Origin of the sequence: Oceanithermus profundus DSM 14977 (assembly GCF_000183745.1) — a bacterium.
GTDB lineage: Bacteria > Deinococcota > Deinococci > Deinococcales > Marinithermaceae > Oceanithermus > Oceanithermus profundus.
This window is the reverse complement of sequence record NC_014761.1, coordinates 571,926-591,663: the sequence shown is the minus strand read 5'-3', so window position 1 is coordinate 591,663 and position 19,738 is coordinate 571,926. Positions and strand designations below refer to the sequence as shown.

The 19,738-nt window shown below is 72.3% G+C and carries 21 protein-coding genes; 5 read left to right on the top strand and 16 right to left on the bottom strand.

Annotated features, from left to right (window positions below; all coding sequences use genetic code 11):
- Positions 1 to 11: 11 nt before the first annotated feature.
- The 3 genes from OCEPR_RS02965 to OCEPR_RS12210 are packed head-to-tail and all read right to left on the bottom strand — an operon-like array spanning position 12 to position 3,435.
- A complete protein-coding gene (locus OCEPR_RS02965; RefSeq protein ID WP_013457220.1) occupies positions 12 to 1,112 on the bottom strand; it encodes a DUF58 domain-containing protein in 1,101 nt (366 codons plus the stop codon).
- Positions 1,109 to 2,044: an AAA family ATPase gene (locus OCEPR_RS02960; protein WP_013457219.1), complete on the bottom strand. Its 936-nt coding sequence runs from the start codon at positions 2,042 to 2,044 to the stop codon at positions 1,109 to 1,111. The genes OCEPR_RS02965 and OCEPR_RS02960 overlap by 4 nt, the downstream gene beginning before the upstream one ends.
- Positions 2,041 to 3,435: a DUF4129 domain-containing protein gene (locus tag OCEPR_RS12210; protein WP_013457218.1), complete on the bottom strand. Its 1,395-nt coding sequence runs from the start codon at positions 3,433 to 3,435 to the stop codon at positions 2,041 to 2,043. The genes OCEPR_RS02960 and OCEPR_RS12210 overlap by 4 nt, the downstream gene beginning before the upstream one ends.
- A gap of 49 nt (positions 3,436 to 3,484) precedes the next feature.
- Between OCEPR_RS12210 and OCEPR_RS02950 the strand changes: the two genes are divergently transcribed.
- A complete protein-coding gene (locus OCEPR_RS02950) occupies positions 3,485 to 4,060 on the top strand; it encodes a carbonic anhydrase (protein ID WP_013457217.1) in 576 nt (191 codons plus the stop codon).
- A 4-nt stretch (positions 4,061 to 4,064) separates the two neighbouring features.
- On the opposite strand, the gene OCEPR_RS12205 is transcribed toward OCEPR_RS02950, so the two are convergent.
- Genes OCEPR_RS12205 through napA form a run of 7 tightly spaced genes read right to left on the bottom strand, consistent with a single transcriptional unit; the run spans position 4,065 to position 10,781 of the window.
- Positions 4,065 to 4,433 carry a chaperone NapD gene (locus tag OCEPR_RS12205; RefSeq protein WP_013457216.1) on the bottom strand — a complete coding sequence of 123 codons (369 nt, stop codon included), beginning with the start codon at positions 4,431 to 4,433 and terminating at the stop codon, positions 4,065 to 4,067.
- Positions 4,430 to 5,350, bottom strand: coding sequence for a hypothetical protein (locus OCEPR_RS02940; protein ID WP_013457215.1), 921 nt, complete (start codon positions 5,348 to 5,350; stop codon positions 4,430 to 4,432). The genes OCEPR_RS12205 and OCEPR_RS02940 overlap by 4 nt, the downstream gene beginning before the upstream one ends.
- Positions 5,338 to 5,799 carry a 4Fe-4S binding protein gene (locus tag OCEPR_RS02935; protein WP_013457214.1) on the bottom strand — a complete coding sequence of 154 codons (462 nt, stop codon included), beginning with the start codon at positions 5,797 to 5,799 and terminating at the stop codon, positions 5,338 to 5,340. The genes OCEPR_RS02940 and OCEPR_RS02935 overlap by 13 nt, the downstream gene beginning before the upstream one ends.
- 1 nt (position 5,800) lies before the next feature.
- Entirely contained in the window at positions 5,801 to 6,424 is a 624-nt protein-coding gene (locus OCEPR_RS12200; protein ID WP_222829122.1) for a nitrate reductase cytochrome c-type subunit, read from the bottom strand.
- A gap of 5 nt (positions 6,425 to 6,429) precedes the next feature.
- Positions 6,430 to 7,248: a quinol dehydrogenase ferredoxin subunit NapH gene (gene napH / locus OCEPR_RS02925; protein WP_013457212.1), complete on the bottom strand. Its 819-nt coding sequence runs from the start codon at positions 7,246 to 7,248 to the stop codon at positions 6,430 to 6,432.
- Positions 7,238 to 7,954, bottom strand: a complete 717-nt coding sequence (napG, locus tag OCEPR_RS02920; protein ID WP_013457211.1) for a ferredoxin-type protein NapG — start codon at positions 7,952 to 7,954, stop codon at positions 7,238 to 7,240. The genes napH and napG overlap by 11 nt, the downstream gene beginning before the upstream one ends.
- Before the next feature lie 10 nt (positions 7,955 to 7,964).
- The gene (gene napA, locus OCEPR_RS02915) at positions 7,965 to 10,781 is read right to left on the bottom strand and encodes a nitrate reductase catalytic subunit NapA (protein ID WP_013457210.1); all 2,817 of its coding nucleotides are present in this window, start codon (positions 10,779 to 10,781) and stop codon (positions 7,965 to 7,967) included.
- Positions 10,782 to 11,017: 236 nt separating this feature from the next.
- Here napA and OCEPR_RS02910 point away from each other — a divergent pair, with 236 nt between their 5' ends.
- Positions 11,018 to 11,944, top strand: coding sequence for a carbohydrate kinase family protein (locus OCEPR_RS02910; RefSeq protein ID WP_013457209.1), 927 nt, complete (start codon positions 11,018 to 11,020; stop codon positions 11,942 to 11,944).
- On the opposite strand, the gene hisH is transcribed toward OCEPR_RS02910, so the two are convergent.
- From hisH to OCEPR_RS02890, 4 genes are read right to left on the bottom strand one after another with little or no spacing between them, the layout of a single operon-like run.
- Positions 11,896 to 12,525, bottom strand: coding sequence for an imidazole glycerol phosphate synthase subunit HisH (hisH, locus tag OCEPR_RS02905; RefSeq protein WP_013457208.1), 630 nt, complete (start codon positions 12,523 to 12,525; stop codon positions 11,896 to 11,898). The genes OCEPR_RS02910 and hisH overlap by 49 nt on opposite strands.
- 11 nt (positions 12,526 to 12,536) lie before the next feature.
- Complete coding sequence (gene hisB, locus OCEPR_RS02900; RefSeq protein WP_013457207.1) at positions 12,537 to 13,121, bottom strand: imidazoleglycerol-phosphate dehydratase HisB; 585 nt, start codon at positions 13,119 to 13,121, stop codon at positions 12,537 to 12,539.
- Positions 13,102 to 14,190: a pyridoxal phosphate-dependent aminotransferase gene (locus tag OCEPR_RS02895; protein WP_013457206.1), complete on the bottom strand. Its 1,089-nt coding sequence runs from the start codon at positions 14,188 to 14,190 to the stop codon at positions 13,102 to 13,104. Before OCEPR_RS02895 ends, hisB begins: the two co-directional genes overlap by 20 nt.
- Before the next feature lie 55 nt (positions 14,191 to 14,245).
- Complete coding sequence (locus OCEPR_RS02890) at positions 14,246 to 15,454, bottom strand: MgtC/SapB family protein (protein ID WP_013457205.1); 1,209 nt, start codon at positions 15,452 to 15,454, stop codon at positions 14,246 to 14,248.
- 78 nt (positions 15,455 to 15,532) lie between these two features.
- Here OCEPR_RS02890 and bshA point away from each other — a divergent pair, with 78 nt between their 5' ends.
- Positions 15,533 to 16,615 carry an N-acetyl-alpha-D-glucosaminyl L-malate synthase BshA gene (gene bshA, locus OCEPR_RS02885; protein WP_013457204.1) on the top strand — a complete coding sequence of 361 codons (1,083 nt, stop codon included), beginning with the start codon at positions 15,533 to 15,535 and terminating at the stop codon, positions 16,613 to 16,615.
- Here bshA and OCEPR_RS02880 read toward each other — a convergent pair.
- Complete coding sequence (locus OCEPR_RS02880; protein WP_013457203.1) at positions 16,612 to 17,559, bottom strand: diacylglycerol/lipid kinase family protein; 948 nt, start codon at positions 17,557 to 17,559, stop codon at positions 16,612 to 16,614. The two genes, bshA and OCEPR_RS02880, sit on opposite strands and share 4 nt — an antisense overlap.
- A gap of 34 nt (positions 17,560 to 17,593) precedes the next feature.
- Here OCEPR_RS02880 and OCEPR_RS02875 point away from each other — a divergent pair, with 34 nt between their 5' ends.
- Both OCEPR_RS02875 and OCEPR_RS02870 read left to right on the top strand, forming a co-directional pair.
- Positions 17,594 to 18,223, top strand: coding sequence for a histidine phosphatase family protein (locus tag OCEPR_RS02875; RefSeq protein WP_013457202.1), 630 nt, complete (start codon positions 17,594 to 17,596; stop codon positions 18,221 to 18,223).
- Between the two features lie 25 nt (positions 18,224 to 18,248).
- Entirely contained in the window at positions 18,249 to 19,094 is an 846-nt protein-coding gene (locus OCEPR_RS02870) for a GNAT family N-acetyltransferase (RefSeq protein WP_013457201.1), read from the top strand.
- Here OCEPR_RS02870 and OCEPR_RS02865 read toward each other — a convergent pair.
- Positions 19,048 to 19,692, bottom strand: a complete 645-nt coding sequence (locus OCEPR_RS02865) for a hypothetical protein (protein WP_013457200.1) — start codon at positions 19,690 to 19,692, stop codon at positions 19,048 to 19,050. The two genes, OCEPR_RS02870 and OCEPR_RS02865, sit on opposite strands and share 47 nt — an antisense overlap.
- Positions 19,693 to 19,738: the final 46 nt, after the last annotated feature.

Genomic DNA, 19,738 nt, shown 5'->3' with positions numbered 1-19,738 from the left:
TCACGAAACCTTCACGCCCGCGTGAAGCGCACGGCCTCGTCGCCGCGGAAGACGTGCACGTGGACGCCTGCGGCGTGGAGCAGACCGCGCCGCTCCTGGAGGCGGGCCATGCCGTCGGTGCGGCCCCAGATGGGGCGGCCCTTCTCGCCCGGGCGCAGGAAGAAGCCTTCGGGGAAGGCGAGCAGGTGCACCCGCGCCGCCCGCGCCCGCGCCGCCAGGGCCCCCTCGATCAGCTCGGGCGGGGCGTCCTGGGTGAACACGACCAGGTTCACCCCCGGCGGCGGCAGCGGCGGCGCGCCCCCCGCCCTCGCCGGCTCGAGCCGGGCCAGGGCGGCGAGCATCCCCCGCAGCGCCTCGAGGCCGCGTGCGGGAGGGCGTTCGAACCCCGGCCAGGCCAGGCCCACGGCGAGGCCCAGGTCCATCAGCCGCACGGCCAGGCTGGCGGCCAGCTCGGCCATGTGGTCGATGTAGACCTCGCCGCCGCGAACGTCGATGTAGATCCAGACGCCCGTGGCGCGCACCCAGGCGAACTCGCGCACCATCGGGCGGCCCTGGCGGGCCGTCGCCTTCCAGTGCATCCGCCGGAGCGCGTCGCCCGGCCGGTACTCGCGCGTGCCCCGGTAGCGCCCCGCGTCCTCGAGGCCGAGCTCGGGCGACTCGGGCCCCTCGGCGAGCAGCGTCAGCGCCAGCTGCGGCGGCAGCTGCTCCCAGATGCGGGGGTAGACGAAGAGGCGCTCCCGCGGACCCTCGAGGCGCACCTCGCGCTCGTAGATCCCCAGGAAGTCGCGTACGAAGAGGCGCGCGCCGGGAAGCTCGTACTCGCCGCGGCGCCGCGGCTGGAGGGTGGCCTCGAGCCGCAGCCGCACGCGCCCCCAGCCGAGGCCCGCGACCTGCCGACCGCGGAAACCCAGCCGCGTCGCGGGCGACCACTCGACCCGCCAGTAGGCCGGCAGGGGCAGGACGAAGCCCACCTCCAGCTCGAGCGGGCGCTCGCGGCCGGCCGCGCCGTAGGGCCGGGCGGTGCGCACCCGCTGCCGGCCGGGGGCGAGGCCGGGCAGCGCCACCCAGAGCGCCGCGGCGGCGAACGCAAGCAGCAGCAGGGCGAGGCTCAACCCAGCTCCTCGGCGGGAACGGCCACGGCCTTCAGGGCCCGCTCGATCACCTCGGCCGCGGTCACCCCCTCGATGCGCACCTCGGGCCGCACGATGATCCGGTGCGCGAGCACCGGGCCGGCGGCCTGCTTGACGTCGTCGGGAAGGACGTAGTCCCGCCCCGCCAGCGCCGCCAGCGCCATCGCCGTGCGCTGCAACGCCAGCGCCGCGCGCGGGCTCGCCCCCAGGGCCACGTCGGGGTCGACGCGGGTCGCGCGCACCAAGTCGACGACGTAACGGACCAGCTCGGGCTCCATCCGCAAGCCCGCCAGCGCCTCCTGCATCGAGCGCACCTCGGCCGCGTCGGAAACGGGCTCGAGCGCCTCGATGGGGTGGCGCGCGCGCAGGCGTTCGAGCATCCGCACCTCCTCCTCGGCGTCCGGGTAACCCAGCCGCAACCGCAGCAGGAAGCGGTCGAGCTGGGCCTCGGGGAGCGGGAAGGTGCCGTCCATCTCGATGGGGTTCTGGGTGGCGACGACGAAGAAGGGGGCCTCGAGCGGACGGGTCTCGCCGTCGACGGTCACCTGCCCCTCGGCCATCGCCTCCAAGAGCGCCGACTGCGTCTTGGGGGTGGCGCGGTTGATCTCGTCGGCGAGCAGCACCTGGGTGAAGACGGGGCCGGGCACGAAGCGGAAGGCTCCGTCCTGCCAGACGTTGACCCCGGTCAGGTCGCTGGGGAGGAGGTCGGGGGTGAACTGCACCCGTTTGAAGCCGAGGCCCAAACTGACCGCCAGCGCCCGCGCCAGCGTGGTCTTCCCGGTCCCGGGAACGTCCTCGAGCAGCACGTGCCCCCCGGCCAGGACGCCGGCCAGCATCAGCCGCAGCGCCTCCTCCTGCCCCACCATCACCCGTTCGACGTTCTGCGCGACCCGCGCGTACCAAGTCTCGATCACGTTTCCTCCCCTTTCTCCAGCTCCGCCTCGATCCGCCGCAACCAGGCCTCGGCCGCGGCCGCCTCGGCCTCGTCGGCCAGCCCGCCGTAACGCACCGGTTCGTAGAGCCGCGTCAGCCCCCAGACCGCCTCCGCCAGCGCCGGCTCGCGCACGGCGATCCGGTGCGCGTACTCGTGCGGCGTCTCGCTCGCCTGCCGCGGCAGGCGCGGGCGCATCGCGAGCAGGAAGGTCCGGTAAGCGGCCCGCACCCGGCCCGCGTGCCGCTCGGTCCGCGGGCGTGGGCCCGCGCCGCCCGCCGGCGCGTCCGCCGCTTCGGAAGCGCGGCCCCGCAGGAGCCGCCACAGTACGAAGGCGAGCCCCGCGATCAGCACCGCGAGCGCGAGCGTGCCCAGGGCCAGCGCCCCGCCCAGCACCCGGCCCGGCCAGCGGGGCGCGGCGGGCGGCGGCTCCGCGGGCTCCGCCCCGCCGGACACGGCGGGGGCCGTCACGGGAACGGGGCGCGGGGCGAAGGCGCCCGCGCCCACGCCCTCGCCCCCGTAGAGGAAGCCGTACCAGGCCATCCAGAAGAGCAGCGATACCAGGACCAGCGCGGCCAGTACGAGCATCCGGGGCGCGAACCCGAAACGCCGCCCGCCCGGACGCAGCAGGATCCAGACGATCCGGGCGAGGACGAGCAGGAGCAGGAACGAGGCCACCGCCGCGAGCACCGCGGCGTAGCGGCTCAGCGCGTCCACCCAGCCGGGCAGCGCCGCGCCGGCCGCCGGCGCGGGGGCGCGGGCGGCGCCGCCCGCGAGGCCGGGCGCGGCCGGCGGCGGCTCGGGCGCCGGGGATTCCAGCGCCGCCCAGGGCGGCGCCGGGGGCGGGGCGGCGCGGGGCGCAGCGAGCGGCGTCCACCCCGAAAGGCCCGCCAGGGCGGCCAGGGCCAGGGCGGCCAGGACCGCGGCGGCGAGCGCCCGCGGCGCGATCCTGAAGGCAGCGCCGCGCTCGAGGTACTGCGCGCGCAGGTACCAGAAGTTCCAGTAGGCCCAGGCGGCCAGACCCAGGCCCACCACCCCCGCCTCGGGCCGCAGCAGGAACGCCCAGGCGAAGAGCGGGACCACCGCCCAGCGGCTCCCGCGCTGCGCCAGGCCGGCGGCGTAGGCCCAGACCAGCAGCCCCGAGGTCAGCCGCCCCGCGAGCTGCAGCCGCAACGTCAGGTCGCCGAAGGCCTCGGGGCTGAGCTCGAGCCCCCAGAACAGGTAGAGGGCGAAGAGCGGAGCGCCCCACACGAGCTCCCCCTGCCAACGCGCCAGCAGGAGCCACGCCAGCAGGTACGCCAGCGCCCCGGGCCAGAGGCGCGGTTCGAGCGCGACGAGCCAGAAGACGGCGGCGACCGGGAGCAGGGCCTTCACCCCGTCAGTATAAGAAGATTCCCAATTAGAACGCGCTAAACTGGGGAGGATGCCCGAGCCGACGAACCGCTTCTCCGCCGACGAAGCCCTCGCCCGCCTGCGCGAAGGGCACCGACGCTTCCTGCAGCGGCTGCACAGCGACGCGGCGCCCGCCTCCCTGTCGCTGCCGCGGGCGCACCGCCCCGTAGCCGCGGTGGTGGGCTGCGCCGACGCCCGGGTGGCCCCTGAGACCCTCTTCGACGCCCCCCTCGGCGAGCTCTTCGTGGTCCGCAGCGCCGGCCAGATGGCGGGTGCGGCCGGGGTCGCCAGCCTCGAGTTCGCCGTCGGCAGCCTCGGGGTGCCGCTCGTCGTGGTGCTGGGGCACACCCAGTGCGGCGCCCTCAAGGCCGCCGTCGAGGGCGGCGCCGGACTGCCCGAACAGCTGGCCCGGCTGGTGCGCGAACTGCGCGCCGGCCTTCCTCCCGACGTCGGCGACGCCGACGCGGCGGCCCCTCTGCAGGTGCGGCGGGTCCTGAGCGACCTCCTGGCCGCTTCCCCGCTGCTGGCGCAGGAGGCCGCAGCCGGCCGGCTGCGGCTGGAAGGCGCCGTCTACGACGTGACGAACGGCGACCTGCGCTGGCTTTGAGGCGTCAGTCCTGCAGCTTTTCCAGGTGCTCCTTGAGCAGGGTGCGCACGTCGCCGCCGTAGCGCACCCGGTCGGCCGGGACCTCGTCCGAGAGCACCTCGGGCACCCCGTCCTGGACCTCCAGCTCGTCGCGGGCGTTTTCCAGTTCCTCGCTGTAGCTGTAGGCAAGCTCCACCGAGAGCACGCCCTCCACGCCCTCGATCGTGCGGTAGACGGCCATCTCCGCCGCGGTGTCCTCGGCCTCGATCACGACGACCAGCTTGCTCTCGCCGTCGTGGGTGTAAACCTCGGCCCACGGCGCGGCCTCCAGCACTTCCAGAACCTGTGCGAACCGCTCGGGGTTCACGCGCACCACCAGTCCCGATACGTTCATTCTCGCCACCTCCAGCACCACACCCGTCCTTGCTCGCTGGCGAGGATCAGGCAGTCTTCGTTCCAGAACATCAGCCGGTCCACGCCGTTGAAGCCGCCGCGGAGCAGCAGCTCGCGCCGCGCCACCAGGTCGACGACGCGCAGGGTTCCGGTCTCGTCGTAGGTGTAGGCCGCCAGCCGCTCTTCGGGGTCGAGGGCGACGGCGTAGACGAAGAAACGGGCGCGCAGCGCCAGGGAGGCCCCGCCGGAGAGGTCCAGGGCCGCGCCCTTGCGGTCGCGTCCGCCCGAGAGCACCCAGCGCCCCCCCAAATCCAGCGACAGCACCTTGTCGCGGTGCTGAGCGCTCTGCAGCACGACCCGGCCCGAGTCCAGGTCCACGAGGGTCACCAGTCCGCCCTCGTCGCCGATCGCCAGGCGGCGGCCGTGCTTGTCGGCGGCGCCCACGGCGCTGCGCGTGACCTGCACGCGGCGACGCACCTCGCCCGTAGGGCCGACCCAGACGACCTCGCCGTCGAGGAGCACGAGCACGTAGCCGTCGGGATCGTCGAACCAGGCGGCCACCACCGGCAGCTCGAGCGCCTCGGAAACGACCACCCGGGGCCGCTCGCCCGGGCGGAAGCGCTCGACGACCCGGAAGCCGCTCGAACCCTCGCGCACCCACAGCAACACGCCGTCCCGCACGTCCAAGGCGTAGAGCTTGGGCTGCCCGGTCCCGGTCACGCGTTCGACCGGCGCGAGCCGCCACACCTCCTCCAGGGCGTCGGTTTCGGGGAGGTAGCGCAGCACCCGGCCGTCCTCGGTCCCCAGGTAGACGGCGTCCGGTCCGGCCGTCCAGGCGCTCACGGCGGCGTGCAGCTGCGCCGCCAGGCCCAGGCCGCCCAGCGCCGTCCCCAGCACCAGCAGGGCTATCCGGACCACGCCACCGCCTCCACGGGGCAGGCGGGCACGCACAACCCGCATCCGGTGCAGGCTTCGTTGATCCGCGGCCGCATCATCCCCTCAAAGGTTACCGCGTCTTCCGGGCAGGCCTGCTTGCAGGCCACGCAGACCACCCCGCGGTGGGCCAGGCAGGCGCCGGTTTCGATCCACACCTGCGCCAGCGGCGACCGCCCCGGCCCTTCCAGCACCCCTTCCGGGCAGGCGTCCAGGCAGGCGCGGCAGAAGGTGCAGCCCGCCCGTTGAAAGTCGAGGAACGGGCGTCCCGCGGCGTCGCGCACGAGCACGCCCGTCTCCTCCTCACAGGCCGTTACGCAGGGCCCGCTGCAGTTCAGACAGGGGGAAAAGTCGGTCTCCGTCGTGGTGTAGGGCGGGAGGACGCGCCTCCCCGACTTGGGTGCGAGCCGGGCCAGGAAGGCGCGCCGCTTCACGCTACTGAACCCCCTCGTTCCACTGCTGGTCCAGGTTGGACTTGTTCTTGAGCTCGGGGTTGCGGAACTCGGGCTGGAACTCGTTGGGCACCGGGGGCTGCACGTCGGCCTGCGGCGTGTGGCACTGGGTGCAGGCGTAGCGGGCAGGGTCGACGGGGACCTTCTTGCCCTCGCTGTCCGAGAAGAGGTCCATCTTGATGTGGGTCGGCGGCAGCGGCGTGGCCCCGACGTTCTCGGCGACGCCCGGCAGGTGGCAGCTCAGGCAGGCGTTGTTGCCCAGGGTGATGGGCACCAGGCCCTCGATGGAGTGCGGGATCTGCGGGGGAGCGTTCTCGTAGGCGCGCGGCAGGCGCTCGGCGCTGCCCGGGGCCGGCGCGTTGGTGGTGGGCACCGGCAGCTCCTCGCTCCCCGACGTCAGCAGGTCGCTGCTGCGGATGCCGGCCCCCGTCGATTCGGCGGACGGGGTCGCCGCTTCCGCGGGCGCGTTCGCCGTGGACGCCGGCTGCTCCACGGCGGTCGCCGTCGCTGGCGGCGCGGGCGAGGTTTTCTTGGCGGTGGCGTCGTAGACCAAGAAGGCCAGCACCGCCACCACGAAAAGACCCAACAACAAGACCATCGCTTTCATTTCCTTCATTTTGACCATCCTCCACTCAGGCTCACGAACAGGGCGTCGTCGTCGCAGACCTCGACGCAGCGGAAGCAGTTGGTGCACTCGGGGTTGTTGACCGTGCCGTCGTGCTTGCCGATCAGGTTCAGCACGTGGGGTTCGGGGCAGGCGTTGAAGCAAAGCCCGCACAGGGTGCAGCTGTCCTTCTCGTGGCGCACGCGCACCCTGCGGAAGCGCGAGGTGAGGCTGTAGAACGCGCCCAGCGGGCAGATGTGGCCGCAGTAGCCGTGGCGCACCACGAAGAGGTCGAAGAGGAAGATCGCGAGCAGCAGCGCCCACCCCATGCCCATGCCGAAGGCGACGCCGCGCGACGCCGCGGCGATCGGGCTCACGAACTCGAAGACCGGCAGCGAGAGCAGCAGGCTCAGCACCAGCACCATCGCGAGCACGACGTAGCGCAGGTTGCGGTTGAGGTACATCAGCGGCGGCTCGCGAAAGCCCAGGCGGTTCCGCACCCACTCGGCCAGGTCGGTGATCAGGTTCACCGGACAGACCCAGGAACAGAACGCCCGGCCGATCAGCGCATAGGCCACGAGCACGATCAACGCCCCCACGAGCACCTGGCCGGCGAGCGCGCCGCCCGCGAGCAGGAGCTGCAGCACCGCCAGCGGATCGGCGAGCGGCACCGTGTTCAGGATCCGCGAGCTGCTCAGGTCGCCCACGAGCAGGCTCCAGCCCCAGGCGTTGGCGCCGAAGAAGAGCAGCAAGATGCCCAGCTGCAACGTACGCCGCAGGATGAGGAAGCGGTAGTGGTCGTAGACGTAGCGCAGCCTAGATTTCATTCTCGGGCACCTCCGGCGTGAAGTTGGGTGCGGGCAGGTCGTAGTGTTCGCCGGCCTTGCCCAGCGCCACGTCGCGCGGCAGCACGAGGATCGAGGCCTTCTCGGTCACGCAGGCGTGCTCGCACAGGCCGCACCCGGTGCAGTAGTCGGCGTCGACGACGGGCACCAGCATGGCGTGCTTGCCCGTGCGCGGGTTGCGCCGGGTGTCGACGAAGATGGCGTCGCCGATGTAAGGGCAGGCGCGCACGCAGGCGTCGCAGCGCAGGCCGCGCGCGGCGATGCAGTTGTTGTAGTCGACGACGGCCACCCCCATGCGCGAACGGCTGACGTCGAGCTCGCCCTCTTCGTCGGTGAGGCCCAGCAGGTCGAGCGCGCCCGTGGGGCAGGCCGCCGCGCAGGGGATGTCCTCGCAGAGGTAGCAGGGCACCTCGCGCGGCTTGAAGTAGGGCGTGCCCACGGGCACGTCGTCGCCGTAAGCCCCCAGCCGCAGCGTGTCGTAGGGACAGTCGCTGACGCAGAGGCCGCAACGGATGCAGGTCGCCAGGAAGTCGTCCTCGGGCAGGGCGCCGGGGGGCCTGAGCACCAGGTCCGCCTGTGCGTTCTCGTGCACGAAACCCGCCCAGAAGGCGCCGCCCACCGCGGTAAGGGTCACCCCTTGCAGCGTGCGGAAGATCATGCGGCGGCGGGTTTTGTCGACCTCGTGCACCCTAACCTCCCTAGGCGGGGTAGACCTTCACCGCCGCCTTCTTGTAGTCGGTTTGCTTGGAGATGGGGCAGCGCTGATCGTTGGTGACCTTGTTGATGAGCACGCGCTCGTCGAACCAGGGCACGAAGATCAGCCCCTTGGGCGGGCGGTTGCGGCCGCGCGTGGAGGCGCGCGCCTTGACCTTGCCGCGGCGGCTCTCCACCCAGACGAACTGCCCGTCCTTCACCCCGATCTTCTTGGCGTCCTCGGGGTTCATGTACACGAGCGCCTCGGGCACGGCGCGGTAGAGCTCGGGCACGCGCATCGTCATCGTGCCGGAGTGCCAGTGCTCGAGCACGCGGCCCGTGACCAGCCAGAAGGGGTAGCGGTCGTCGGGCATCTCGGGGGGATCCATGTAGGGGCGGAAGAAGATCTTGGCGCGGTTGGTCAGGTCGACCGAGGTGCCCGCCTCGGGCCCGAAGAGGTTGCCCTTGGGGATCTTCTTCTTGGCCTTGCCGTAGAAGGCGAACTCGCCGCCGGGGTTGGCCTTGCGCGCGAAGGGGTCGTACTTGGTGTTGAAGCGCCAGGGGGTCTCCTTGCCGTCGACCACCGGCCAGCGGAGGCCGCGCACGCGGTGGTAGGTGTCGAAGTCGGCGAGGTCGTGCCCGGTGCCCAGCGTGAACTGGCGGTACTCCTCCCAAAGCGCCTTCTGCACGAAGAAGCCGTAGCCCTTGAAAGGCTTGCCCTCGGCGTCCTGGATGGCGCGGCCGTCGCCCACGGCCTCGGTGTTGAGGAAGCCTTCGCCGATGGGGTCGGGCCAGGCGAACTTGCGCAGCTCGGGGTGGTTGAAAAGGACGTCGAAGAGGGTCTGCTCGGGGTCGTACCCCATGGCCTTGGCCTTGTCGAGCACGTCGGGGAGCACGGTGCCGTCGGGCAGCTTGTGCTCCTTCCAGACCTCCTTCAGCTTGAAGAACTTGGAGAACTCCATGTACTGCCAGATGTCGGGCATGGCCATGCCCGGCGGGGTGACCTGCTGACGCCAGTGCTGGGTGCGGCGCTCGGAGTTGCCGTAGGCGCCCCACTTCTCGTAGATCATCGCCGTGGGCAGGATCAGGTCGGCCACCTTGGTCGAAATGCCCGGGTAGACCTCGGAGACGACGATGAAGTTGTCCATCTCGCGGGCGGCCTTGACCCAGTGGTTGGCGTTGGCGGTGTTCTGCCAGGGGTTGTTGACGTGCACCCAGGCCCACTTGATCTTGCCGTCCTCGAGGTCGCGCATGATCTGCACGAAGTTGGCCCCCACCTTGGGGTTGATCGTCCCCTCGGGAACGCGCCAGATCTTTTCGGCGATCTCGCGGTGCTTGGGGTTGGCCACGACCATGTCCGAGGGCAGGCGGTGGGCGAAGGTGCCGACCTCACGCGCGGTGCCGCAGGCGGAGGGCTGGCCGGTGAGGCTGAAGGCGCCCGAGCCCGGCTTGGCGTGCTTGCCGAGGAGCAGGTGGATGGCGTAGACCTGCTCGTTGACCCAGGTGCCGCGGGTGTGCTGGTTGAAGCCCATCGTCCAGAAGCTGACCACCTTGCGGCCCTGCTCGACGAAGATCTGCACGAGCTCCTGGAGCTTCTTCTTGAAGCTCTCGAGCGGCTCGTCGGGGTCGCCCTTGGCCAGCTCGGCGACGAAGTCGAGGGTGTAGGGCTCGAGTGCCTTCTTGAGGTCTTCGAAGGCGATCTGCCAGTGCGCGCCCGCAGCGGCGCGGTGCTTCATCTCCAGCTTGTCGCCCGGCTTCAGCCCCAGGAAGGCGAGCGCCTTGGCCTCGGCCTCGGAGACCGTCTTGGCCAGCTCCTTCTGCATCGTCTCGCGCTCTTTGTCCGAGTACTTCGGGTGGTTCGGATCCGAGCGCATGCCGTAGCCGATGTCGACGTAGCCGGTGGCGTAGGTGGTGTACTTGTCGACGAAGTCGCGGTCGATGGCGTCGGGGTGGTTGTAGAGGATCTCGCGCAGGATGTAGTTCTGGATGGCCAGGTCGGTGTGGGGCTTGAAGATGATGGCCAGGTCCGCCATGTCGGCGTTCATGTGCTGGTAGGTCGAGAGCACGGCGACCTTGACCCGGTCGGGCGCCGACAGCTTGCGGTCGATCACCCGCGCCCAGAGGACCGGGTGGTTCTCCGCCATGTTCGAACCCCAGAGCACGAAGCTGTCGGTGAGCTCGATGTCGTCGTAGCAGCCGGCGGGCTCGTCGATGCCGAAGGTCTGGATGAAGGCGGCGACGGCGCTGGCCATGCAGTGGCGGGCGTTGGGGTCGATGTTGTTGGAACGGAACCCCGCCTTGATGAGCTTGCTGGCGGCGAAGCCCTCCTGGATGGTGTACTGGCCCGAACCGAAGAAGGCGATCCCGGTGGGGCCCAACTCGCCGTAGGCCTTCTTGAATTGATCGGCCATGACCTCGAAGGCCTTCTTCCAGGAGACCGGCTTGAACTCGCCCTTCTTGTCGAACTCGCCCTTACTGTTGACGCGCAGCAGGGGGCGGGTGAGGCGGTCCTTGCCGTACATGATCTTCGCCAGGAAGTAGCCCTTGATGCAGTTCAGGCCGCGGTTCACCGGGGCCAGCGGGTCCCCCTTAACCGCAACGATGCGGTCGTTCTTGGTGGCCACCATGACCCCGCAGCCGGTCCCGCAGAAGCGGCAGACGGCCTTGTCCCAGCGCCAGTCCTTCTCGGCCTCGTTCGTTCCTCCCTGCGCGACCGAGAGCCCCGCAGCCGCGGCCGCGGCACTGGCCGCCGCGGCCTTGAGCAGGCTGCGTCGGTCGGTGGAGAGGGCTTCGTGTTTCTTCTTCGGCTTCGACGATTCCATACCCTTGCCTCCCTTGGTGTCAAGTGTTCCACCCTGACGATGCCATGAGGTCGGGGGGCCATATAGGGACATTTAACCTAGGGGCTCAGCCTAAGCCTTGGCGGTACGTCGATGGCCCGCTCGATCCTTCCCCTCCAGCTTAAGCACCCGGACCGGGACCAAAGACCGTACGCGCGGGACGTTCCAGGAAGCGCAGGATGTACTATGGTATAAAACAATCCGCCTGAGGAGGCACGATGCGGTTCTTTGTGATCGGGGACGTCTCGGTAGACCTAATGTATTTCGTGGACGCGATGCCCGGCCCCGGAGAGGAAACGCCCGCCCAGCGGGCGCTGATCAAGCCGGGGGGCGCCGCGGCCACCGTGGCCGCCAACCTGGCGAGCCTGGGCCACAAGGTTGCGCTGGCCGCACGCGTGGGGACGGGCCCCTTTCGCGAAGCCGCACTGGTGAACCTCAAACGGGTCGGCGTGGACCTGAGCCATCTCCAGGAGGACGAGGAGCGGCCGACCTCGAGCATCCTCGTCTTCGTCATCGCCGGCGGCGAGCGCACCATGGTCTCGAGCGCCAGCGCCAGCCGCCACCTCGACGCCGCCGCCTTCAAGGCGCGCGCCCTCGACCAGGTGGACGCAGTGGTGGTCTCCGCCTACGCGCTGGCGGGCGGCCCCAGCCGCGAATACACCCTCAAGGTGCTGGCCGCCGCGACGAAACGGCGGCTTCCCATCTTCGCGGACCTGGGCACCGGAGCCATCCGCGCCGCGGGCGAGCACCTGCTCGAAGACCTCAGGGGCGTGGACTACCTGCTCATGAACCAGCACGAACTCGCGGCGCTCACCGGCGAGGCCTCGATCAGCGGCGGCGTGCAGCGGCTGCGCGCCTACGGCATCGAGCGCGCCGTCGTCAAGCTGGGGGCCCTGGGGTCGATGGTCGTCACCCCGGAAACCGAAGCCCTCGTGGAACCCCACGTGGTGGACGACGTCATCGACTCCACCGGAGCCGGCGACGCCTACACCGCGGCCTTCGCCGCGACGGTGATGGAGGGGCGCGACCTGCTCGAGGCCGCCCGCCGCGCCAACGTCGCCGGGGCGCTGGTGGCCACCCACGTGGGCGCCCAGGGCTACCTGGTGAGACCCGAGGACCTGGAGCTCGCGGCTTCCTCGAAGTAGCGCCTGAGGGCGTGCAGGAAGGCCAGCCCGGCGCGGCTGCTCTTCTCGGGGTGGAACTGCGGCGCCACCACGTTCCCCTTCAGGTAGAGCGCGGTGAACGGCGTCCCCTCGTAGCGGGCGAGCCCGACGCTGCCCTCGGTGACCGGCGCGTAGTAGGAGTGGACGAAGTAGAAGTGGCGGCCGTCGAAGTCCGCGAAGGGTCCCTCCTCCACCTCGAGCGTGTTCCAGCCCATGTGGGGCACCTTACGCGCGCGGAAACGGCGCACGGTGCCGGAAACGAAGCCGAGTCCGGGAACGCCCGGGGCCTCCTCGGACCCCTCGAAGAGGAGCTGCAACCCTACGCAGATGCCCAGGAAGGGCCGGCCGGCGGCGAGGTGTTCGCGCACCGCCGCCTCGAAACCCGAAGCCCGGAAGTTGCCGGCGACCTGGGCGAAGTGCCCCTGCCCCGGGAGCACCAGCAGCTCGGCGGCAGCGGCGTCGCGGGGGTCGTCGCCGACGCGCACGTCGTAGCCCGCGGCCTCCAGCGCCTTGGCGGCGCTGCGCAGGTTTCCAGATCCGTAGTCGATGACCAGGGTGCGCATAAACCGGCCGGCTAGAGCACGCCCTTGCTGCTGGGCAGGTCGTCGCGGGTCACGCGCGTGGCCGCGTGGAGCGCGCGCGCCAGGGCCTTGAAGGAAGCCTCGATGACGTGGTGCGCCTCGCGCCCGGCGAGCACGCGCAGGTGCAGGGTGAGCCCGGCGTGGTTGACCAGCCCGCGCAGGAACTCGCGCAGGTGGTAGACGTTGACCCCGCCGGCCGCGCCCTCGACGCCCGCCGACTCGGGCGCGAAGGCCAGGTAAGGGCGGCCCGAGAAGTCGAGCACGACGTGCACCAGCGTCTCGTCCATGGGGGCGAAGGCGCTGGCGTAACGCTCGAGACCGACGCGGTCGCCGAGGGCGCGCTCCAGCGCCATGCCGAGGGCGATGCCGACGTCTTCGACGAGGTGGTGCACGTCCACCTCGAGGTCGCCGCGGGCGTCGAGGTCGAGCCGGAAACGCCCGTGGCGGACGAGCTGCTCGAGCATGTGGTCGAGGAAGGGCAGGCCGCTGGCGATCTTCCCGCCCGTGGGCCCGTCGAGGTCCAGCGTCAGGCGCACCTCGGTCTCGCGCGTGATCCGTTCAATCTTCGCTTGCCGCATCCGCGATCTCCTTCTCCTCCTTGGCCAGTTCGAAGGCCGCCTGCAGGAAGGCGTCGTTCTCGACGGGGGTGCCGATCGTCACCCGGATCGTCCCTTCGAGGCCGGGAATGTGGTCCTGCCGCCGCACCAGGATGCCCCGCTTCAGGAGCCCCTCGAAGGCGGCCTGGGCGTCGGGCGTGCGCACGAGCAGGAAGTTGGTGTGGCTGGGGTAGGCCGTCCAGGTGGGGTGGGCCTTCAGCTCCAGGTAGACGCGCTCGCGTTCGCGCCGCACCTTCTCCACGGCCTCGGTAACGTAGCCGGGGTGCTCCAGGGCGAGCTCGACGGCGAGCGCGGTGGGCGCGGGTACGCCGAAGGGCGGCAGCAGGTGGCGCACCACCCGGGCCACCTCCTCGGAGGCGAGCAGGTAGCCGGCGCGCGCCCCGGCCAGCCCCCACGCCTTGGAGAAGGTGCGCAGCACCCCCAGGTGCGGCTGGCCGAGGGCCTGCCGCTTGAGGTCGGCGGGGGCGAACTGGTAGTAGGCCTCGTCGAGGATCATCAGCCAGTCGTGCTGGGCGGCGGCCTCGCAGAGGACCTGGACCCGGTCCTGCATGAAGAAGTGCCCGGTGGGGGTGTGGGGGTTGGGCAGGAAGAACACCCCCTGGGGCTCCTCCTCGGCCAGGGCCGCGAGCAGCGCCTCGACGGGCAGCGCGAACCCCTCCTCGAGGGGGACGGCGCGGTAGGGGGTGCCGAGCAGCTCGGCGGCGTGCTTGTAGAGGGCGAACGAGGGGTGCACGTCCAGGACGCGTTGGGAGGCGGCGACGAGGGCGGTGATGATCGTGTTGGAGCCGGGCCCCACCACCACCCCCGCCTCGGGCCAGCCTTCGAAGTCGGCGATGCGCTCGGCCAGGCTCTCGGCGTGCATCTCCGGGTAACGGTTCAGGGGCAGGGCCTCGAGCCGCGCCGCCAGCTCGGCCTTCAGCTCGGGCGGCAGGCCGTAGGGACTCTCGTTCTGGTCCAGCTTGATCAGGGCCTGCCGGGCGGTGTAGGGGTAGTCGGGCAGGGCGAGCAGGTGGGGCTTGAAGGCCTTCACGTCCCCGATTGTACCCCAGGGCCGCAGGCGGGTCGAACCGGCGCCGACGGCCGCGTCAGGCGCAGCAGGCCATCCACGCCCAGGCGGCGAGGGCGCCGGGGAGGAGCGCCAGCGCCAGCGCGAAGCCCATCCGCGGGTGCCCCAGGTAGCCCAGCGTCGCCTTGACGGCGTTGTTGACCAGGGTGGCGAGCAGGATCGCCCGCACCGCCAGCCCCGCCTCGAGCCCGCCCTGGGTGAAGAGGCGCGCCATGCTCAGGGTGATGGCGTCCAGGTCCTGCAGCCCCGAGAGCGCGGCCACCGCGTAGACCCCGGCGGCGCCCAGCCAGATCCCGGCGGCGTAGGCCGCCAGCTTGATCAGGGCGTACAGCCCCCCGAAGAGCAGCGCCGCGCCCAGGCCCAGCGGATTCTTCAGCTCGAAGCCGCCGCCGCCCCCGGCGCCGCGCGCCAGCAGGAGGCAGGCGGCCAGGTTGACCAGCGCCCACAGGGCCAGCGCCGGGGCCAGCGCCTCGAGCAACGCCGGCGCGAACAGCGCCACCCAGACGAGCACGCGCAGGTACATCAGCACCGTCGCCAGCCCCGCGGCGACGGCCCAGGTGCGCCACGACGCCGGGTGCTCGCGCGCCCGGGCCGCCATGGACACGGTCACCGCGGTCGAGGAGACCAGCCCCCCGGCGAGCGCCGCGGCGTAGAGGCCGCGCTCGCGCCACAGGCGCGTGAGCACGAACCCTGCGAAGTTCGCCGCGGCGACGAGCAGCACCATCAGCCACACCTCGCGCGGCCGCAGCACCCCGCCCGGACCGTAGCCCCCCTCGGGCAGCAGCGGCCAGACCACGCCCCACAGCAGAGCCAGCAGCACCGCCGCCTCGAGGGTCTCCTCGCCGATCTGCGCCGACCAGCGGTGCAGGCGCTCGCGGTAGGTGAGCAGGCCCAGCGTCACCAACCCCCCGAAAAGGGCCGCGGTCGCCTGCCCTTCGCCCGCGAGCAGGCCCAGCAGGTAGACGACGAGCGCCGCCACCTCGCTGGTGGCCCCGGGGGCGCGGGTCAGCGACCACAGCGCCAGCGCCCCCACCACCAGAAATCCGGTCAGCGCCAGCGCGCCGGAACCCAGCACCCCCACGAGCCCCCCCAGCAGACCGATCAACGCGAAGGTGCGCACGCCGCCCAGCGCCCCCGTCTCGCGCTCGCGCTTGGCGCGTTCGCGTTCGAGCCCTACCGCGAACCCGACCAGCGTGGCCAGGGCCAGCCCCGTCAAAGAGCTTTCCATTGCCCTCAGTCTGCACCCGCGCCGCCCCCCGCGGCAACGGTCGTCCGCCCCCGCCGCGGGCTGGGTAGACTGGGGGCGATGCGCATCGGACTGCTCGCCTACGGCGGCCTCGGCGGCAGCGGTACGGTCGCCGCGGAACTGGCCATGGGCCTGGCCGCGCGCGGGCACGTCGTCGTGCTCGTCTCCAGCCGCCGCCCTTTCCGCCTCGACGCGGCGAGCGGCGTGCGCTTCGTCCCGGTGCGCGCCCCGGACCACGCCGTGCTTCCGGGCTCGCTCTACGGCCTGGCCGCGGCTGGGGCGCTGCGCACGGCCGCGCGCGAGCACGCCCTCGAGGTCGTGCACACCCACTACGCCGTCCCCCACGCCGCCAGCGCCCGTCTGGCGGAGCTCGACCTGCCGGTACTGCACACGCTGCACGGCACCGACGTGAACCAGCTGGGCCTCGACCCCGCCTTTCGCGAGGTGACCGCGCGGGCGCTGGCCCGCGGGCGGGTCACCGCGGTCTCGCGCTCGCTCGCCGAACAGGCGCGCGTCGTCTTCGGGGTCACGGCCGAGGTCGTGCCCAACTTCGTCGACGCCGACCGCTTTCGCCCCCGCCCCGACCGCAAGGCGCGCTACGTGGAGGCCGGGGAGGCCATGATCGTGCACGCCTCCAACTTCCGCCCCATCAAGCGCACCCCCGACCTGGTGCGCGCCTTCGCCCACCTGCTGCGGCGCGGGGTGCGGGCGCGGCTGGTCTTTCTCGGCGAGGGGCCCGAGCGACCGGAGGCCGCCCGGGTGGCGCGCGAGCTGGGCGTGCGCGAGCGCGTCCGCTTCCTCCCGCCCACGCCCCACCCCGAGGAGGTGATCGGGGCGGCCGACCTGTTCTGGCTGCACTCCCAGGAGGAGTCCTTCGGTCTGGCGGCGCTCGAGGCGCTGGCGTCGGGGGTGCCCGTGGTGGCCGCGCGCGTGGGCGGCCTCAGCGAGGTCGTGCGCGACGGCGAGACCGGCCGGCTCGTCGAGCTGGGGGACGTCTACGGTCAGGCGCGGGTCAGCGCCGAGCTGCTGGCCAACCCCGACCGCCTCGCCGCGATGCGCCGGGCCGCGCGCGCCGACGCCCGCCGCCGCTTCGACCCCGGGGCCGTCGTCGACCGCTACCTGGAGCTGTACCGCGCCGGCTAGACGGTGGGTTCGGGCATGGCCGTGACCGGCCGCGCCTCCTCCCGCGCCGGCGTGCCCTCGCGGGCGCCGGGGTCGGCGGCGATCGGCAGGGCCGCGGGCTCGAGCACGACCTCGAAGTCCGACCGTTCCGGAAGGACCTCGCCGTCCGCTTGGATCGGCACCGGCCGGTCGAAGCGCAAGCGAAAGCGCACCCCGGAGCGGTGGCCGATCCGGGGGTGGCCGAGGTGGCGCCCCGCGAGCAGCCGCGGCAGGATGCCCAGCACCCCCAGGCGGGTGAAGGCGCCCGCCCAGACGAGCTCGAGCCGCCCGTCGTCGGGCCGCGCCATCGGGGCGATAGGAAAGCCCCCGCCGTAGGTGGCGCTGTTCATCACCGCGGCGAGCAGCATCGGGCCCGCGTAGACCTCCTCGCGGTCGACCTCGACGCGCACCTCGGGCAGCGCCAGCCCGCGCAGCTCCGCGGCCAGCGCCCAGAGGTAGCGCGGCAGGCCCCGCAGGTAGCGGGGCGCGGCGAAGGCGCGGCGCGCCACCGCGGCGTCGAGTCCGGCGGTGGCGCTGGAGGCGAAGGGTTCCCCGTCGACGACCCCGCGGTCGTACCGCACGATCCCGCCCCAGAGCGCGGTGGCCAGGGCCCGCTCGAGCCCGACGCGGCGCAGCCCCGCCATGCGCGCGATGTCGTTGCCCGAACCCACGGGCACCAGCCCCAGCACCTGGCCAGGGCCCAGGGCCCGCACCACCTCGTGGGCGGTGCCGTCGCCGCCCACGGCCACCACCCGCGCGTCCGGCGGGGCCCGTCGGGTCAGCTCGCTGGCGTGGCCCGGGCCTTCGGTGACCCAGACGGGCGCCTCGGGCGCCCAGCGGCGCACCCAGGCCTGGATGCGCGCCAGCTGCCCCCCGACCCGGCCGCGCCCGGCCGCGGGGTTCACGATGATGACCGCGGGGTCCATTCGCCCATTTTATACGCCGTGGGATAATGCCCCCATGGGTATGCTGGCGCGCTTCCTGGACGGCGCCCCGCCGCCGACGCGGCTTTGGCTCACGCGTGCGGGGCCGGTGGAGAACCCGCACGGCGTGCTCTACAGCCATCCGGGCCTCCCGCTCGCCCTCGAGGGGTTGCGCGCCTTCGAGGCGCTGGCCGAGCGCCTGGCGGAACACGCCCCGGCGCACGTCTACGCCCCCGACAGCCGTGCCGAAGCCGAGGCGGCGCGGCTCCTGGCCGAGCGGCTGGGAGCGCCCTACACCCTCGAGCCCGCGCTGCGCGAACGCGCCTGGGGCACCTGGGAGGGGCTGGACTTCGCGACGGTGCGCCGGCGCTGGCCCGAGCTCGTGGAGCGCTGGAAGCGCGACGAGGCGGGCTTCGCCCCGCCGGGGGGCGAGAGCCTCGAGGACGTGCGCCGGCGCGCGCGGCCGTTGCTCGAGGAGCTCCGCGACCGCCACCCCGGCGAGGCCGTGCTGATCGTGGGCAACTGCACCGTCAACCGCATCGCCCTCCAGCTGGCCCTCCCCTTCCTGCCGCTCGCGCAAGGCCTGCGCTTCGAGCAAAACTACGCCGAGCTCACCGAGCTGCGCTTCTACGGTGCGGACGGCGTGCTGGCGCGCCTGAACGGCTGAGCGCGGTGCTACAATCAAGGCAACCATGGTACGGCCGGTGCGCCCCGAAGACCTGAGCGGTCTGCTCGCGCTGCTGCGCTGGATGGACGCCGACCCCGCGCGGCGGGTGCTCGCGCCCGAAGCCCGCAGCGAGGACGAGCTCTGGTGGGCCGCCGACGAAGGGTGGGTCCTGGAGCTGGGCGAGCGGCTCGCCGGCTACGCCGCGCTCTACCCCTTCCGCCAGGGCGGCGCCCTCGAGGGGCCGCTGGTGCAGGACGCCGACCCCGCGCCCCTCCTCGAACGCGCCGACCGCGAAGCGGTGGCCCGCGGCTGGCACACCCTCTACGCCTTCCCGCACGAGGCCAACCAAAGCCTGCGCGCGGCGCTGCAGACGTGGGGCTACGCCCCGGTGCACACCTCCTACTTCTTCACCACGCCCCCGCGCGACCTCGCCTACCCCCCGCCCGAAGGGGTGCGCATCGCGCGCGTGGAGAACCTGGACCCGGAAGTCTACTGCGAGCTGTACCGCAGGAGCGAGGACGCCTGGAGCCTGCGCCTGGGCTGGTCGGCGCTCGAGCTGATCGAGCACTTCCAGCGCCCCGACGTGCACCTGTGGTACGCCTTCGAAGGGGACCGCCCGGTGGGGCTGGTGGAGCTGGAGACGACCCCCGACACCGCCGAGATCGCCTACCTGGGCGTCGTTCCCGAGGCCCGGGGGCGCGGCGTGGGGCGGGCGCTGCTGGCCGCGGCGGCGGACCGCGCCTTCGACGGCGGGGCCCGCGAGCTCAAGGTACGCGCCCACGATCACGAGAAGGCGGCCATCGCCCTCTACGAACGGTTGGGGTTCAAACTCGCCGACGCCGTCGTGACCTACGCCAAAGAACTAGGCTGAGCGCGCCCAGGGCGAGGGCGAGCGCGAGGGCCCGCTCCGGGAACCAGCGGCGGTAGACGATGCGCACCGGGAAGGGCTGCCCCAGTCGGGCCTGCCAAACGTAGGTGCGCCCCTCCACGCGGGTGGCGTTGCTGCTGAGGGCGGGCCAAGGGGCCTCGACCTTAAAGACGAAGGGCAGTCCCAACGCCCGCACGAACGACGGCAGCTCGGCGATCCGGCCCACGTCGAGGGTCCCGGCGAGGGCGTAGTCCTCGAAGACGACCCAGCTGGTGCGCGAGAAGACCAGGCCGCTGCGGTCGGCGTAGGCGAAGCGGCCCGGCAGCCAACCGCTGAACCGGTCCCAGCCCGCCAGCTTGAGCGGCTGCACCGCGCTGAGGCGGGTGGCCGAGAGGCGCACGTCGCGAAAACCGCCCAAACGCAGCTCTTCGGCGATCCGCCCCCCCTGCCCCGAGAGCGCGTCGCCCTCGAGCCGCAGCTTGAGGTCGATCGAGCCGTCGGGGTGCCAGGTCAGCTTGGCCTCGGTCTCAAGGCAACCAGAGAGCGCCGTCGCGAGTGCTAAGGCGAGAATCAAGAGGAGGGGCTTTCGTCCGGTCCGCATGCTGTTACCGTTATATGCCAGGAAAATGAGCCCTTTCCAGGGTCAT